Below are 17411 nucleotides of genomic sequence, written 5' to 3' on the forward strand. Positions count from 1 at the left end.
ATCGATCACGACGGGCTCTCGGTGCAGTCGGTGATCTCCAATGCGGACGTCACCGTGACGATCGGCGACGATGGCCTGATCCATGTGATCCCGCGCGCCTATTTCTGGGGCAACGCTCACTTCGACTACGTCGTCGCCGATCCCAGCGGGGCGACCTCGACGGGCCGGGTTAGCTTCACCGTGACGCCCGTCAACGATCCGCCGGAGCTGCACGACGACCGGTTCGAGACCACCGACAACGGCGACCCGATCCGCGAGGACAACCCGATCGTGATCGGCGCCGACCGGCTGCTCGCCAACGACATCGAGCACGACGGCGAGACCATGACGCTCACCGCCGTCCGCAACAGCCATGGCGGCAACGCCGTGCTGCTCGAGAACAACACCGTCCTGTTCACGCCGACGCCCAATTTCAACGGCGATGCCTGGTTCGAATATCAGGTCGACGACGGTCACGGTGGAACCGCCTGGGCCCGCGCGACGCTGGCCTATCAGCCGGTCAACGACCTGCCGGATGCCCGCAACGACAGCTATACCGACCAGAGCCTGCCGATCCTGCGCGGCACGGAAGACCATTCGATCGAGATCCCGATCATCGACCTGCTCAAGAACGACAGCGACATCGAAGGCTTCGCGGTGCAGTTCGAGAGTGCCGGCAACGCGGTGCATGGCGACATCGAGGTCACCGACCACGGCACGATCATCTTCACGCCGGATGCCGATTTCTGGGGCGAGGCGTCGTTCAGCTATCTCGTCCGCGACAACGAAGGCGCGGTCGACGGCGCTACCGTCACGATGTGGTTCGAGAACGTCGGCGACGCGCCGCCGGTCGCGCATCGCGATGTCATCTATGTCAACGAGGATATCCCGACCGTCATTCCGATTTCGGCACTGCTTGCCAACGACACGGACGTGGACCGCGATCCGCTCCGCTTCCTGGGCTGGCGGCTGTCGACGACGCTGGATGCGCTGGTGTTCGGCGGCGATGCCGGCCAGAAGCTGAACGGTACCATCGAGTTCGATGCCGACGGCAACCTGGTGTTCACGCCGAACCGGGACGCGAGCCAGAGCTCCGGTTTCGTCTACGGGGTGACCGACGACGCCGACGGCTCGGCGGAAGGCTATGTCGACATCATCATCGTCCCGACCAACGACGATCCGACCGTCGGCCAGGACGAAGGCTTCGTCACGCCGCTCGATGCGCCGCTGGTGCTGCGCGTCACCGATCTCTTGAAGAACGACTACGACATCGAGCAGGCCGATCATGACGGCGACGGCGTGATCGACGACGACCTCGACAACCCGAACCGGGCCCGCCCGACCTTCGTCGGCGTCGACGGCGTCTACGATGCCGATGCGCTCGCGCTCGGCCAGCGCGTGCCGCGCGGCACGGCCGAGGTGGTCGACTGGAACGGCGAGAAGTTCATCGTCGTGCACTTCGCGGCCGGCTTCACCGGCCAGGTCGCGGTCGAGTACCGCATCGCCGACACCGACGGCGCGACCGACACCGGCTTTGCGATGGCGTCGGTGGCCGACAGCTATAACGGCCTGCTGCGTGGGACGGCGAAGGCCGACTACCTCGTCGGCACCGAGGGCGCGGATCTGATCCAGGCGCTCGGCGGCAACGACTTCGTGCTGGGCGGCGGCGGCAACGACCGGATCGAGGCCGGCACCGGCGACGATCAGATCGATGCAGGGGCCGGCGACGACTGGATCGACGCGGGCGACGGCGCCGACCGCATCACGGGCGGCGACGGCTACGACACCGTCAGCTTCGAGAATTCCGATTTCCTCGTGCGCGCCGACCTCGAGTCGCGTGTCGGCCAGGGCGGCTATGCGCAAGGCGACACCTATATCGGCGTCGAGGCGCTGATCGGTTCGCAATATGCCGATCAGCTCGGCGGCGATGCCGCCGACAACCGGCTCGAAGGACGTGACGGCAACGACATCCTGGAGGGCCGCGGCGGCAACGACACCCTGCTCGGCGGCGCGGGCGACGACGTCCTGACCGGCGGGGCGGGGGCCGATGTGCTCGACGGTGGCCTCGGCAACAACACGGCCGATTACAGTTTCGGTGCGACCGGCGTGTCGATCTCGCTGGCGTCAGGCACCGCCCATGGCGGCGACGCCGAGGGCGACGTCCTGACCAATATCCAGAACCTGGCCGGGACCGACGCCGACGACACGCTGGAAGGCGATTTGCTCGCCAACATCCTGTCGGGCGGTCGCGGCGACGATATTCTGATCGGCAATGCCGGCGACGACACCCTGATCGGCGGCCGCGGTGCGGACCAGCTGATCGGCGGCGACGGCATCGATACGGCGGACTACACGCTGTCGACGGAAGGGGTCACCGTCGACATGGCCAATGGTGCCGCCGGCGGTGGCGATGCGCTCGGCGATACCTTCTCCGGGATCGAGATCGTCCAGGGCTCGTATCAGGACGATACGATCAGAGGTGACGCCGGCGACAACCGCATCCGCGGCGGCCGCGGCGCCGATATCATCGACGGACGCGGCGGCTTCGACATCGCCGATTACAGCCGTGCCGACGAGGGCGTCGCGGTCAATCTGGCGACCGGCCTCGGCACCGCCGGCGAGGCGGCCGGCGATCAGCTCACCTCGATCGAGATGCTGGTCGGATCGCTTTGGAACGACCAGCTCACCGGCAGCGCCGGCGACGACTGGTTCCAGGGTCTTCGCGGCAACGATGCGATCGCCGGCGGGGCCGGCTCGGATACCTATGTGTTCGGCTTCGACGACGGCCAGGACGTCATCACCGAGCAGGGTGCGGAGACCGACACCGACCGCCTGGTGCTGTCGTCGGCGATCGCGCCGAAGGACGTCTCCGTCATCCGCGAGGGCAACGACCTCCTGCTCGAATTCGAGCGGCAGGATGGCTTCCTGATCGACACCGTGCGCGTCACGGACCACTTCCTCGGCGCGCAGAGCGGCATCGAGGAGATCGTGTTCTCTAACGGAACGGTCTGGGATCGCGACCGCATCGATCAGCTCCAGCAGCTCGGCCGCTTCAATGCCGCCGACGACATCGTGCATCTCGGCGTCGAGGATGAACCGGTCGTGATCGATCCGGCGACCCTGTTCGCCAACGACGCTGACAGCGCGGTCAACCTGACGCTCGCCGGCGTCGGCAATGCCGTGAACGGCACCGTGCATGTGCGCGAGGACGGGAAGATCGAGTTCTTGGGCGCGCCGAACTACAACGGCGATGCCTTCTTCAACTACACCGTCCGCGACCAGTTCGGCCGCGAGTCCACGGCCCGGGTCGAGGTCGATCTCGCACCGGTCAACGACGCGCCGACGGCGGTGGATGATGCGCTGGTCTATGGCGTCGAGGACCAGATCCTGCGGATCCGGATCGACACGCTGCTCGCCAACGATTTCGACGTCGATGGCGACGCCGGTCTGGAAGGGCTTCACATCGTTTCGATCGCGCCGCTGACCAACACGTCCGGACAGGCGATCGACAGCTACAAGGATCCCGACTACAGGTTCGAGGGCAGCAACGTGACCGCCCGGCTGGATGGCGACTACATCCAGTTCAAGCTGCGTCCGGACTATTTCGGCGCGGCAGGGTTCGTCTACACGCTGGCCGACGCCAGCGGCGCGACCTCGACCGCCAAGGTCGAAATCTCGATCTCGCCCGTCAACGACGCGCCGCGCGATCGCGACACCTATCGCTGGATCCGTCTCGGACAGGATACCACCGTCACGGTCGCTGACCTCTTGGCCAACACCTACGACATCGAGGGCGACGGCTTCACCTTCGTCGGCCTGCATGGCGGTCTCGACAACAACCCCGCCAACAATGGCAGCCTGGTGTTCGACCAGGCAACCGGCACCATCACCTTCACGCCGGCCTCGCTCGGGCAGGCGAGCATCGAATATGACGTGATCGACGCGCGCGGCGCGGCGGCGACCTTGACCTATGACTTCAAGGTCAAGCCGCTCAACGATCCGCCGAAGGCCTACAACGACTATGGCTACCGGACGCTCGAGGACCAGATCCTCGTGATCGACCCGGCGACGATCCTGGCCAACGACACCGACGAGAACGGCGACACGCTGGTGCTCGACAGCATCGCCCGGTTCGCCGATGGCGGTAAGGTGCGCCTGCGCGACGACGGCATGATCGAATTCCGGCCGACGCCGGACTACAACGGCACCGCCGGCTTCCAGTACACGATCAGCGACGGCCATGGCGGCACCTCGTCCGCCTATGTCGCGATCACGGTCTTGCCGCGCAACGAAGCTCCGATCCTGCGCAACGACTATGTCAGCGGCCTGGAAGACGGTCCGCTGTTCGTGATCCCCGGCGAGGCGTTCGGCAACGACATCGACGCGGACGGCGACGTGCTGTTCTTCAAGCGCTCCACCGTGCTCGGCGTGGTCGACCACCGCTATCTGTCGGTCGGCTACAACGTCAGCGCGGCCCTGGCCGACGGCTCGGCCCTGCCGTCCTGGCTGCAGTTCGATCCCGCCACCATGCGGTTCACGGGATCGCCGCCGGCCGGAATGGACCCGCTCTCCGTCGACGTCTGGGTGAGCGACCCCTCGAATGGGCGGATCTTCAATACGCGGTTCGAGCTGACGGCCGGCGAGATCTCGGGCGGCTTCGACGCCAGAACCGATGTCCTGAGGGGTTACGAGATCCGCTCCGCCTTCGCGGTCGACTACGAATTCGATGCGTCCGATCTTGGCGCGGACACGACCGTTACCGCCAAGCTCGCCGATGGCTCCGTGCTGCCGTCCTGGCTCAGCTTCAACGCCCAGACGCTGCAGTTCTCGGGAACGCCGCCCGAGGGGACGACGGATCCGATCAACGTCCAGCTGACCTTCACGCATTCGGCCGCAGGCGGCGGCAGTCCAAAGACCTTCACCGACAGCATGACGCTGGATCCGGCCACGCTGCCGGCCGGCGTCACCTATGACAGCCAGATCGCGCTGCTCGACACCAAGAGCGGGACAGTTTCGGCCTCGATCATCGGCGGCCGCCCGTTGCCGGATTGGCTGTCCTTCGACGCGGCGACGCGCACGGTCAGCCCGAGCGGCTTCGCGCCGGACGCGGATGCGCAGCTGGCGCGCCTGCAGGTCGTGTTCACGCCGGCGCCGCGCGTGCTTCCCGACGGGACCTATGCGTCGAGCAACCGGGGCTTCACGCTGGAATTCGTCGTCGATCCGCACGGCGATCTCGCGGGCCAGATGACGGCGATCAACCAGGCGCTGGAAGGCGATGCCTATTTCGCGGGCCAGGGCCTGTTCGCGCTCGACCTGAAGGGCGCCGGTGCGATCACCGCGACCCGCGAGAGCGGCGCGCCGCTGCCGGACTGGCTGAGCTTCGACCCCGCCACCTTCACCTTCTCCGGCATGCCGCCGGCGAACTGGGTCGGCGCCGTACCTGTCCGCCTCGATATCGCTGCCGGCAACGGCCATCCGGCGATGTCGATCATCACCGAAGCCGTGGTCGACGACACCTTCAAGATTGCGCCGTTCCCGGCCTCCACGGTCGTCTCGCCCGGGCAGATCAACGTCGCGGTTCCCACCGACTTCAACGGCACGGTGGTGCTGAGCTATGACGCCACCGACGAGAAGGGCGGCGTCTCCGGCAATCCCGCGCTGATCTTCTACGACGTGAAGCCGACGCGCGAGCGGCCGGACACAGCGGTCGACAATCTGACGGGGCGCGAGGGCCAGTCCACGCGCTTCGCGGTGACCGACCTGCTGCGCAACGACTTCGATCGCGACCGCGATGCGTTGCGGATTCTGTCGCTGGGGCAGCCGGCCAACGGCTCGCTGGTCATTGAGCTCGCCCATGCCAATATCGCGCCGCCCGCCAGCCTCGGCCAGCTCGACGGTGCGGTCTGGAGCGCGACGCTCGCGGACGGCTCCGCACTGCCGGGCTGGCTCACGATCGACAGCGCGACCGGCGCGCTCTCAGGCGACGTCCCGCTCGCGTTCGCCTCGAGCCTAGACATCCGTTTCACCCGGACGCTGGGCGGCGATAGTCAGAGCGCGACCTTGAGCCAGCGCTTCGACGGCAATTTCGGGGCCTTCGCGGTGTATACGCCGGCGGATGCCTTCTCCGGCGATGACGGCTTCAGCTATGTCGTGACCGACGACCGCGAAGGTCCTTCGACCGGCTCGGCCATCGTGCACGTCGCCGCCGTCAACGATCCGCCGACCACGGTCGAGGATAATGTTGCGGCGATCGAGGATACGCCGCTTCTGATCGACCCGGCGACGCTGCTCGCCAACGACTACGACGTCGACAACAACCCGATCCGCTTCGTGGACGTCGCCAATGCCACGCATGGCACCGTCAGCTTCGACGGCACCCATATCGTGTTCACGCCCGACCACAATTTCGAGGGCGTCGCGACGTTCGAGTACGTCGTGACCGACGACACCAACGGATCGAGCACCGGCAAGGTCAAGGTCAACGTCGCCTCGACCAACCACGCGCCGGTCGCCGCGACCGACGTGTTCGCGACCGAGGAGGACACGCCGTTCGAGTTCACGACGGCCGACCTGCTCGGCAACGACAGCGATGCCGACGGCGACACCATCACGTTCCAGTCGCTGTCGCGCAGCGCCGGCAATGGCCGTATCGTCGAGCTGCCCGACGGACGCTGGCAGTTCGTGCCGAACGAGAACATCAGCGGCGCGGTCAATTTCAGCTACACGATCTCCGACGGGCGCAAGACCTCGACCGGGACCGTCACGTTCAACGTCGCTGCCGTGAACGATGCGCCGATCGCCAATCCGGACGGAGCAGGGACGGCCAACGATCCCCTGGGTCTGTTCAGGACGACCCAGGACCAGGCCATCACGATCGACTTCGCCGCGCTGATCGCCAACGACCGCGACGTCGAAGGCGACAGCTTCGAAATCGTCGAGATCTTCGATGGCGACCAGGGCACGGTGGTTCGCGTCGGTTCGACCGCGGTCTTCACGCCGAACGCCGGCTATATCGGCGATGCCGGCTTCCACTATCGCGTCACCGACAGTCATGGCGCCTCCAGCGTCGGCTTTGCGACGCTGCTGGTCGCGCCCAACGTGCCGCTGCCGATTCCGGTGTCGGATGCCGGCTTCGAGGTGCTCGAAGACGGTTTCATCGACATCGATCCCCTCGCGCTGATGGCGAACGACTTTGCGCCTGAAGGATCGACCTTGACCTTCGTCGGGCTCGAAGGCGCCGAGTTGCTCGCGAACGGAAAGTATCGTGTGACGCCGGCCGCCAACTTCAACGGCGAGCTGGTTCTGCACTATTCCATCAAGAACGAGCAGGATTTCGCGGTCTCGACCACCGTCACGATCAACGTGCTGCCGGTGGCCGACGCCCCGGTCGCGCGTCCTGACACGCTCGAGATGCGCGAGGATTCCCCACTGACGCTGTTTGCGAGCCAACTGCTGGCCAACGACAGCGATGCCGACCAGCAGGCGTTCGTGCTCACCCGGATCGTGGCGACCTCGGGCGTGACGGTCACCGATCTCGGCTTCGGCCAGCTCCAGATCACGCCGAACACCGATGTCAACGGATCGGCCTGGTTCGACTACGAGATCGAGGATTCGACTGGCCTCGCCGCGACGACACGCGTCAATATCAACGTGGCGGCGGTCAACGACGCACCCGTCATCTCCGCGGTTCCCGTGCTCAAGGGGATCGAGGATCAGCGCTTCAGCGTGACCTTGCCGGCCGGCTTCGTCAACGACGTCGACGGTGACGCGCTGCTGGTCGAAATCCGGGGCAAGGGCGGCACGGCGCTGCCGGCCTGGCTGCAATACGACCCGCAGACGCGCCTGCTGAGCGGCGATCCGCCCGCCAATTTCAACGGGGCGATCCAGCTCGAGATCGCGGCGTCCGACGGCACCGCGCAGACCGTGCGGGAGCTGCTGGTTTCGATCGCCCCGGCCAACGACGCGCCGGTGCTGTCCGTGCCGCTGGCCGATGTGACCTCGTCCGAGGATGCGCCGCTGTCGATCGCGATCCCGGCCGGCAGCTTCACCGATCCCAATGGCGATCCACTGACCTATTCGGCGACGCTGGCCGACGGCAGCGTGCTGCCGTCATGGCTCGGCTTCGACGGCACGAATTTCACCGGCACGCCCCCGGCGAACTTCAACGGCGGTTTCGATATCCTGGTCACGGCCAGCGACGGCGCGCGCGCGGCGAGCGACGTCTTCCGCGTGACCATCACGCCGGTCAACGATGCGCCGGTCGTGGCGCAGTCGCTGGCCGACGTGTCGTCGCCGGAGGATTCTCCGGTCTCGATCGCGATCCCGGCCGGCAGCTTTGCGGATGTCGATGGCGATACGCTGACCTATGCCGCGACGCTGGCCGACGGCAGCGCGCTGCCGTCCTGGCTCAGCTTCGACGGCATGACATTCACCGGCACCCCGCCGTCGAACTACAACGGCGCGATCGACATCAAGGTCGTCGCCAGCGACGGCTCGCTCACCGCGAGCGACGTGTTCCGCCTGACCATCACGCCGGTGAACGATGCGCCGGTGCTGGTGCAGCCGCTGGCCGATATCGTCTCACCGAAGAACGTCCGTGTCACGATCCCGGTCCCGGCCGGCAGCTTCGCCGATCTCGACGGCGACACGCTGACCCTGACGGCGACGCTGGCCGACGGCAGCGCGCTGCCCTCGTGGCTGGCCTTCGACGGCGCGACCTTCAACGGCACGCCGCCCACCAACTACACCGGCGCGATTGACATCAAGGTCACGGCGAGCGACGGGTCGCTCACGGCGAGCGACGTGTTCCGCCTGACGATCCCGTCGGTGAACAACGCGCCCGTGGTCGCGATCCCGTTGCCCGACGTCTCCTCGCCGGAAGACACCGCTGTCTCGGTCGCGATTCCGGCCGGCAGCTTCACCGACGTCAACGGCAACCGGCTCACCTACACAGCGCTCCTCTCCAGCGGGGCTGCACTGCCGACCTGGCTTTCCTTCGATGGCACCACCTTTACCGGCACGCCGCCGGCCAATTTCAACGGCACCGTCAGCCTCAAGGTCACGGCGAGCGACGGCGCGTTGTCGGCCAGCGACATCTTCGTGCTGACGATTACACCGGTGAACGACGCGCCGGTGCTGTCGGTGCCGCTGTCCGACATCAGCTCGGCTGAAGATGCCGCGGTGTCGTACACGATCCCCGCCGGGCGCTTCACCGACGTCGACGGCAATCCGTTGACCTATTCGGCGACCTTGGCAGACGGCAGCCCGCTGCCGTCCTGGCTGACGCTGACCGGCACCAAGTTCGCCGGCACGCCGCCGCTGAACTTCAACGGTGCCATCGACATCCGGGTCACCGCGAGCGACGGGTCGCTCTCGGCCAGCGACGTCTTCACGCTGACGATCACACCGAAGAACGATGCGCCGGTGCTGTCCGTGCCGGTGCCCGACGTGACGTCGCCGGAAGATACACCGCTGTCGATCGCGCTTCCACCCGGCAGCTTCACCGATGTCGACGGCGATACGCTGACCTACACGGCGACGCTCTCCACCGGCGCTGCGCTGCCGGCCTGGCTGAGCTTCGACGGCACGAATTTCACCGGCACGCCGCCGGCGAACTACAACGGCACGCTCAACATCAAGGTCACGGCGCGTGACGGTGCACTGTCCGTCAGCGACACCTTTGCGCTGACCATCACGCCTGTGAACGACGCGCCGGTGGTCGCGGTGCCGCTGTCCGACGTCAATTCGCCCGAAGATAGCGCGATCTCCTACACGATCCCGGCCGGCCGCTTCACCGATGTCGACGGCAACGCGTTGACCTATTCGGCGACCTTGGCGGACGGCAGTCCGCTGCCGTCCTGGCTGACGCTGACCGGCACCAAGTTCGCCGGCACGCCGCCGCTCAACTTCAATGGCGCCATCGACATCAAGGTCGCCGCCAGCGACGGCTCGCTCTCGGCGAGCGACGTCTTCACCCTCAACATCACGCCGAAGAACGATGCGCCGGTGCTGGCCGCGGCGCTGCCCGACGTGACGTCGCCGGAAGATACGCCGCTGGCGATTACGATCCCGCCCGGCAGCTTCACCGATGTCGACGGCGATAATCTGACCTACACGGCGACGCTTTCCACCGGCGCTGCGCTGCCGGCCTGGCTGAGCTTCGACGGCACCACCTTCACCGGCACGCCACCGGCGAACTACAACGGCACGCTCAGCATCAAGGTCACCGCCCGCGACAGCGCGCTGTCGGCGAGCGATATCTTTACGCTGACCATCACGCCGGTGAACGACGCCCCGGTGGTCTCGGTGCCGCTGTCCGACGTCAACTCGGCCGAGGACGCCGCGATCTCGTTCACGATCCCGACCGGCCGCTTCACCGATCCTGACGGCGATGCGCTCACCTATACCGCCACGCTGGCGGATGGGAGCCCGCTGCCGTCCTGGCTGACGCTGACCGGCACCAGGTTCGCCGGCACCCCGCCGCTCAACTTCAATGGCGCGATCGACATCCTGGTCACCGCCAGCGATGGCTCGCTCACGGCCAGCGACGTGTTCGCCCTGACGATCACGCCCGTCAACGACAAGCCGGTCGCGGCCAATGACGGTCCGTTCTCGGTCACCCATGGCGATACGCTCGCCATCGCGCGCGCAAGCCTGCTCGCCAACGACGTCGATATCGACGGCGACAATCTGACCATCGTCTCAGTCGGCGCGCCGCCCAAGGGCACCGTCGTGATCGACGGGCAGGGCGTCAGCTATACGCCCGATTTCGGCTACGAGGGGACGGACAGCTTCACCTATACGATCAGCGATGGCGTCGCGACGGCGACGGCCACGGTCAGCCTCACCATCTCGAACGCCTTCGAGGGCTGGGTGGTGGGGACTGCCAGCGCCGAGACGCTGGTCGGCGATGCGGTCGCTCCGAACAGCATCTATGGCGCCGGTGGAAACGACGTCATCACCGGAGGCGCTGCCGCGGACCGTCTGGCCGGCGGCATCGGCAACGACACGCTCAACGGCAATGACGGCGATGACTCGTTCTGGGGCATGGCCGGCAATGACACGATCAATGGCGGCAACGGCACCGACACCGCCTACTATAACGGTGTGATGTCGACCTATTCGATCGTCACGTCGGCGGGGTCGGTTCAGGTCACCGACAATTCCACGGCCAATGGCAGCGACGGCGTCGATACGCTCACCAGCATCGAAAGGCTCATTTTCCGCAACGGCGAGACGGTCACGCTGGCAGCGCCGATCATCCTCGATCTCGACGGCCTGGGCGTGGAAACCACGACGGCCAGCCAGTCCTCGGCGAGGTTCGACATTGATGGCAACGGAACGGCTGACGACACCAGCTGGATCGGGACCACGGAAGCTTTCCTGTTCCTCGATCGCGACCGCAACGGAACCGTGAGCGGCATTTCCGAGCTGAGCTTCGCCGACGATGTGGCGGGCGCCCGCTCCGATCTCGAAGGGTTGCGTGCCTTCGACAGCAACGGCGACGGAATGCTGTCGGCCGACGACATTCGCTTCTCAGACTTCAATCTCTGGCAGGACCGCAATGGTGACGGCACGGCCCAGGACGGCGAGATCCTGTCGCTGGCGACCGCGGGCGTGCGCTCGATCAATCTGACGGCATCGGCGACGGAAGGGTCCTGGGAGTTCGGCAGCACCGTGGTCGTCAATCGCGGCAGTTACACCCGGACCGATGGGCACACGATGGACTATGTCGATGCCGCATTGACGCAGGCGACGGCGCCGCAACAGCTCGCCGCCGCCGACGCGAACGCCGCAAGCTCGGCCCAAACGCTGGCCTCGGCGCTCGAGATCCTGTCCGCAAATCCCGCGCCCTCGATCGGCGAGCAGTTCTGGCGCGCGATGGATGCGATGACAGGGCCGGCGTTCCCGGATAAGTCGGACGCGGCTGGCCCGTCGCGCCCTGGAGCCAACGAGGACAGTTGGGTCGGGCGTGTGGCGAGAGGCGAGGGGGCGACGGATCAGTCGCCCGCGCTGCTGGCGCTGATGCGGCAGGAGATGTCCGCGTTCGGCACCAATGCGGGCGCCGCCGACCTTGCCTGGCGCAAGGACGCGGCCACGCATCCGATGGATTTCTTCGCCTGACGACGCTGTCGACCGTCGGGCGAAACTGCAACCGGAGGGAAGGTCAGCTGAACTGGCTGCGCTTGCCTTGCCGGATCGTGAGAGCAGGTAAGGCTACAAGAGCGGACTGCCAGCGCCTGTCTGTCTCGAGTTTTCCGGTCGCTTAGGTCCTGGTGCGGCCAACGAGGAATTCCCTCATACTCGGTTGGCGGGATGAGTATGATCTCGCCTGAGATGCCGCCTTATCGTCACCATGCTTTTGAATCTCGTCGTATGATTTTGTCTGATTTTGTCGAGCAGCCTTATTGGAGCTCTGTTCAATGTGAGCCGGCTGCTCACCGTCTGTTGATGTGTTGGATGAACTGTGCTGCGGCGGGATTAAGCTTCTTCCAGTTGCGGCAGTTGTGATCGGTATTGCTCTCTCTTGAGGGCGCGATCCTCAAGCAGATTGCTCGAAAGTGCGATCTTGAGGATGATGTCAGGAATCGCTAGGAGGTGCAGGTAATACCTTCAAACGGCACGTCATCTCGGATAGGTAAATCATTGAAATATCGAGACTATCGCTTTTCCGTGGCACCCATGATGGATTGGACCGACGGCTGCGTGTGCGCGGCGTGTGCACCGAGAGGATCCATAAAAATCCACTCATGATCATTTGTGTGAGCGTACGTTTTGAAGAGCACGGCCGCGGTTGTCGCAGCTCATTCCGTGGGGTGAATGCGAGTGGCAACAGTTAGCTCAATCACCGTAAGCCTTCCGCGCAATCGTGACCTGCTGTGCGCAACCGCCGCGCGTGTGCGAGACCGCACTTTCGGTCGAGCCGGTGTTGTGAGGCGCCGGACCCGGTTACGGGGCCGCTGTGAGCTGCACATCAAAAAAGTATCAGTTGCACATTGAAATCGTGGTGGCGGGCCCGGATACCGGTCGCTACGATCCCTAACGAGAGGAAGCGCTGAGCAAATTCAGCCGACAAGGGAACAGGGGCGGATCATCAAAAACCGCACCGGCCCGAAGGGAGCGGATATGGAACCGGACCTGGAAGTTGTCCAGATACGGCGCGGCGAGTCGTTCAAGGCGTGGTCGCACGGCTACCCATTCCACACGGTCCGCTGGCATTTCCATCCAGAATACGAGCTGCACCAGGTCGTGGCGACCAGCGGTCGGTATTTCGTCGGCGACTTCATCGGCGAATTCGAACCGGGCAATCTCGTTCTTACCGGCCCCAACCTGCCGCACAATTGGGTGAGCGATCTGCCGGCGGAGACCACCATTCCGCTGCGGGGACGCGTCCTCCAGTTCAGCGAAGAATTCATCGGCGACCTGATAAAGGTCATGCCTGAGCTTTCGGGCCTTGCCTCGCTGCTGGAATTCTCCCGCCGCGGCGCGCTTTTCACCCGCAGCACAAGCGAAGCGGTCGCCCCACTCATGGAGGAGATCGCGACGGCGAACGGTGTGCGCCGGATCGAGCTGTTCCTGATGATCCTGGGAACGCTCTCCCGCGCCCGAAGCGCGCGTCCGCTCTCGAGCCCGAACTATTTGCCTGACCCCTCGGGATACATGTCCGCGGGGATGAACAAGGCGCTCGCCTTCATCCGGCAGAACCTGACGCAGCCTTTCGGTGAAGCCGAGCTTGCGGCCATCGCCGGCCAATCGCAGAGCGCGTTTTCGCGCTCCTTCCGCCGGCACACGGGCATGTCGCTGGTGCAATACGTCAAGCGGCTGCGCATCAATCTCGCCTGCCAGATCTTGATGAGCGACGAGCAGGCGTCGATCACCGACATCTGCTTCGAGGTCGGCTTCAACAATCTCTCCAATTTCAACCGGCAGTTTTTGGCCGAGAAAGGCATGCCGCCTTCGCGCTTCAGGCGATTGCTCGCGCAGAACATCAATACGGCACGCGCGGCCTAGCTGGCGAAAAAGCAAAGGAGGAGACCACCACGGGAAGAATGACGCGGGCATGCCGATGGCAGCCCGCGACAGGAATCGCTTGTCCAGGAATTCCGCGCGGCTTCGGAGCACCGGCACTCATCGCCGCCGGGGACGGGAGTCGCGAAGGCCCGTCTTCAAGGATCAACCACAGCACTCTAGTTCTGGAAAGGAAAGTCCGAATGAAAAGGTTCTCCCCGAAACATACGGGCACACTGGCCCTGGCCCTGTCGCTGCTTGGCACAACAGCCATGTTCTCGCAGGCCGCAGAGGTGAAGGACGCGACCGTTGCCTTCCTGATGCCGGATCAGGCGTCCACCCGCTACGAACAACATGACTATCCGGGCTTCGCCGCGGAGATGAAGAAGCTCTGCGCAAGTTGCAAGGTGATCTATCAGAACGCCAGTGCTGATGCCACACGGCAGCAACAGCAGTTCAACTCGGTCATCTCGCAGGGCGCCAAGGTGATTGTGCTCGACCCCGTCGACTCGACCGCCGCCGCCTCCCTGGTCAAGATGGCACAGTCGCAGGGCATCAAGGTCATTGCCTATGACCGGCCGGTCCCGGACGCCAAGGTCGATTTCTACGTCTCCTTCGATAACGAAGCCATCGGCAAGGCCATCTCCGAATCGCTCATCAAGCATCTGAAGGCCGCCAACGTCGCGGCGAAGGAAGGTGAGGGCGTGCTTGAGATCAATGGATCGCCGACCGATGCCGCCGCGGGGCTCATCAAGAAGGGCATTCACGCCGGTCTCGACAAGAGCGGCTATCCAATTCTCGCCGAATACGACACGCCGGACTGGGCGCCGCCGAAGGCGCAGCAATGGGCGAGCGGCCAGGTCACCCGCTTTGGCAAGAAGATTCTCGGCGTCGTGGCGGCCAATGACGGCACCGGCGGCGGCGCAATTGCCGCCTTCAAGGCCGCTGGCGTCGATCCAGTGCCGCCGGTGACGGGCAACGATGCGACGATCGCCGCGCTTCAGCTCGTCATCGCCGGCGATCAGTACAACACGATCTCAAAGCCCAGTGAGATCGTGGCCGCCGCGGCGGCCCAGGCCGCGGTGAAGTTCCTCTCCGGCGAGACACCCAAGGCGGAAACCACGCTCTTCAATGCGCCATCGAAGCTGTTCGTGCCGGCGGTCGTCACTCAGGAGAACCTGAAGGCGGAGATCATCGACAAGAAGATCCAGACGGCCGATCAACTTTGCACGGGCCGCTATGCCGCCGGCTGCAAGAAGCTCGGCATCACGCAGTAACTGCGTCCGTCCCGGCCGCTCGCGGCGGCCGGGACGAACGACGAGAGGACGGACTGGCACATGACCACGATCTCGGATGTCGATCACGCGCAGGGTGGACCGCGCAAGCCGGTCTTGAGTCTTCGCGGAATTTCCAAGCATTTCGGCGCCGTGTCCGCCCTGACCAACGTCGATCTCGACGTGCATGCCGGCGAGGTCGTGGCGCTCGTGGGCGACAACGGTGCTGGAAAATCCACGCTGGTGAAGATCCTTGCCGGCGTGCACCAGCCCAGCTCTGGAACGATCGCCTTCGGCGGCGAGCCTGTCATCCTATCCGATCCCGCCGCGGCGCTCGGTCTTGGTATCGCCACCGTGTTCCAGGACCTTGCGCTCTGCGAGAATCTTGATGTGGTCGCAAATATCTTCCTCGGCCGCGAGCTCAATCCGATGCGGCTCGACGAGGTCTCCATGGAGCTCCGCGCCTGGACGCTGCTCAACGAATTGTCGGCGCGAATCCCGAGCGTGCGCGAGCCCGTTGCGTCACTGTCCGGCGGACAGCGCCAGACGGTCGCGATCGCTCGATCCCTGCTGACCGAGCCGAAGCTCATCCTGCTCGACGAGCCGACCGCCGCGCTTGGCGTCGCCCAGACCGCGGAGGTGCTCGACCTCGTCGAGCGCGTTCGCGCCCGCGGACTCGGCGTCATCATGATCAGCCACAACATGGAGGACGTCCGCGCCGTCGCCGACCGGATCGTGGTGCTGCGTCTCGGCCGCAACAACGGCGAATTCGAGCCCGACGCGTCCAACCAGGATCTCGTCACCGCGATCACCGGTGCGGACGAAAACTCGGTCTCGCGCCGCGCCAGCCGGCGCCGGGCCCATCAGTCGCCGGAGCTTGGGCGATGACCGACGACACGCAACAGGTTTCGACCGCGTGCCTGCACGACCGCAGCGACGAGCGGGTCAGGCACGCGGACACGCTCGGCAATACGATCAGCGCCTTTGTGGACCGCGTGCGGTCGGGCGACCTCGGTTCGCTGCCGGTGGTCGTCGGGCTCATCGTCATCTGCACGGCGTTCGAGAGTCTCAATCCTGTTTTTCTGGCGCCTAACAATCTGGTCAATTTGCTGTTCGATTGTTCGACGGTGGGGGTGATCTCGCTGGGCATCGTCTGTATCCTGATGGTCGGCGAGATCGACCTCTCGGTCGGTTCGGTGAGCGGGTTCGCTTCAGCGCTCGTCGGCGTGCTTTGGGTCGGTCAGGATTGGCCCGTCGTTGTGGCGATCGTCACTGCGTTGGTGCTGGGCGCTGCCATCGGCGCGCTCTACGCATTTCTGTTCAATCGCCTGGGGATGCCGAGCTTCGTCTCGACCCTGGCCGGCCTGCTGGGTTGGCTCGGCCTGCAGCTGTATCTGCTCGGCTCCTCGGGCTCGATCAACCTTCCGTACGGATCGCCACTGGTCAATTTCGGGCAGATGCTCGTCATGCCGCCAATCGTGTCCTACGTGCTGGCGGCGGTTGCGAGCCTTGTGATGTTCGTGACCAGCTATCGCACAGCGATGCGCCGGCGGCAGGCGGGGCTATCGGCCAGTTCGCTCGGCCGCATGGTGCTGAAGGCGCTGTTGGTCACCGTCATGCTCGAATTCGTCGTCTATTATCTCAATCTCGGCCGCGGCATTCCGTGGATGTTCGGTCTGTTCGTCGGCCTGTGCGTGGTCATGAACTACGCGTTGACGCGGACCAAATGGGGCCGCTCGATGTCTGCCGTCGGCGGCAATCGCGAGGCGGCCCGCCGGGCCGGCATCAACGTTCGCCGGGTCTATCTGACCGCGTTCGTGCTTTGCTCCACGCTGGCGGCGGCCGGCGGCATTCTTGCCGCGGCGCGGCTGGCATCTTCCAGCCAGCAGGCCGGGACCGGGGATGTGAACCTCAACGCGATCGCCGCCGCGGTCATCGGTGGCACGAGCCTATTCGGCGGTCGCGGGACCGCCTATTCCGCTCTGCTCGGCGTGATCGTCATCCAGTCCATCGCGAGCGGCCTGACGCTGCTCGATCTCTCCTCGTCGCTACGGTACATGATTACGGGCGCGGTCCTTGCCATTGCGGTCATTGTCGATTCGCTGGCACGGCGCTCGCGTCTCTCCCATGGCCGAGCTTGAATAACTCGAA

The 17411-nt window shown here is 65.3% G+C and carries 5 protein-coding genes (1 of these 5 running past the window's edge); all 5 read left to right on the forward strand.

The features are described 5' to 3' along the window. A protein-coding gene (locus tag AABA86_RS29950; protein ID WP_338309358.1) for a tandem-95 repeat protein crosses the window boundary here: on the forward strand, positions 1-12102 show its end. Its footprint begins 20430 nt before the window's first position; the window shows 12102 of its 32532 coding nt (coding positions 20431-32532); its start codon lies off the left edge, out of view; its stop codon occupies positions 12100-12102. A 1002-nt stretch (positions 12103-13104) separates the two neighbouring features. Continuing rightward, on the forward strand, positions 13105-13989 hold the full coding sequence (locus tag AABA86_RS29955) for an AraC family transcriptional regulator (protein WP_152103146.1): 885 nt from the start codon (positions 13105-13107) through the stop codon (positions 13987-13989). 200 nt (positions 13990-14189) lie between these two features. Next, positions 14190-15263: an ABC transporter substrate-binding protein gene (locus tag AABA86_RS29960; RefSeq protein ID WP_212246904.1), complete on the forward strand. Its 1074-nt coding sequence runs from the start codon at positions 14190-14192 to the stop codon at positions 15261-15263. Positions 15264-15323: 60 nt separating this feature from the next. Next, complete coding sequence (locus AABA86_RS29965; protein WP_338309359.1) at positions 15324-16148, forward strand: ATP-binding cassette domain-containing protein; 825 nt, start codon at positions 15324-15326, stop codon at positions 16146-16148. Next, positions 16145-17401, forward strand: a complete 1257-nt coding sequence (locus AABA86_RS29970; protein ID WP_338309360.1) for a sugar ABC transporter permease — start codon at positions 16145-16147, stop codon at positions 17399-17401. Before AABA86_RS29965 ends, AABA86_RS29970 begins: the two co-directional genes overlap by 4 nt. Positions 17402-17411: the final 10 nt, after the last annotated feature.

Origin of the sequence: Bradyrhizobium sp. TM233, assembly GCF_036247965.1 — a bacterium.
In the GTDB taxonomy this organism is placed as follows: Bacteria; Pseudomonadota; Alphaproteobacteria; order Rhizobiales; family Xanthobacteraceae; genus Bradyrhizobium; species Bradyrhizobium ottawaense.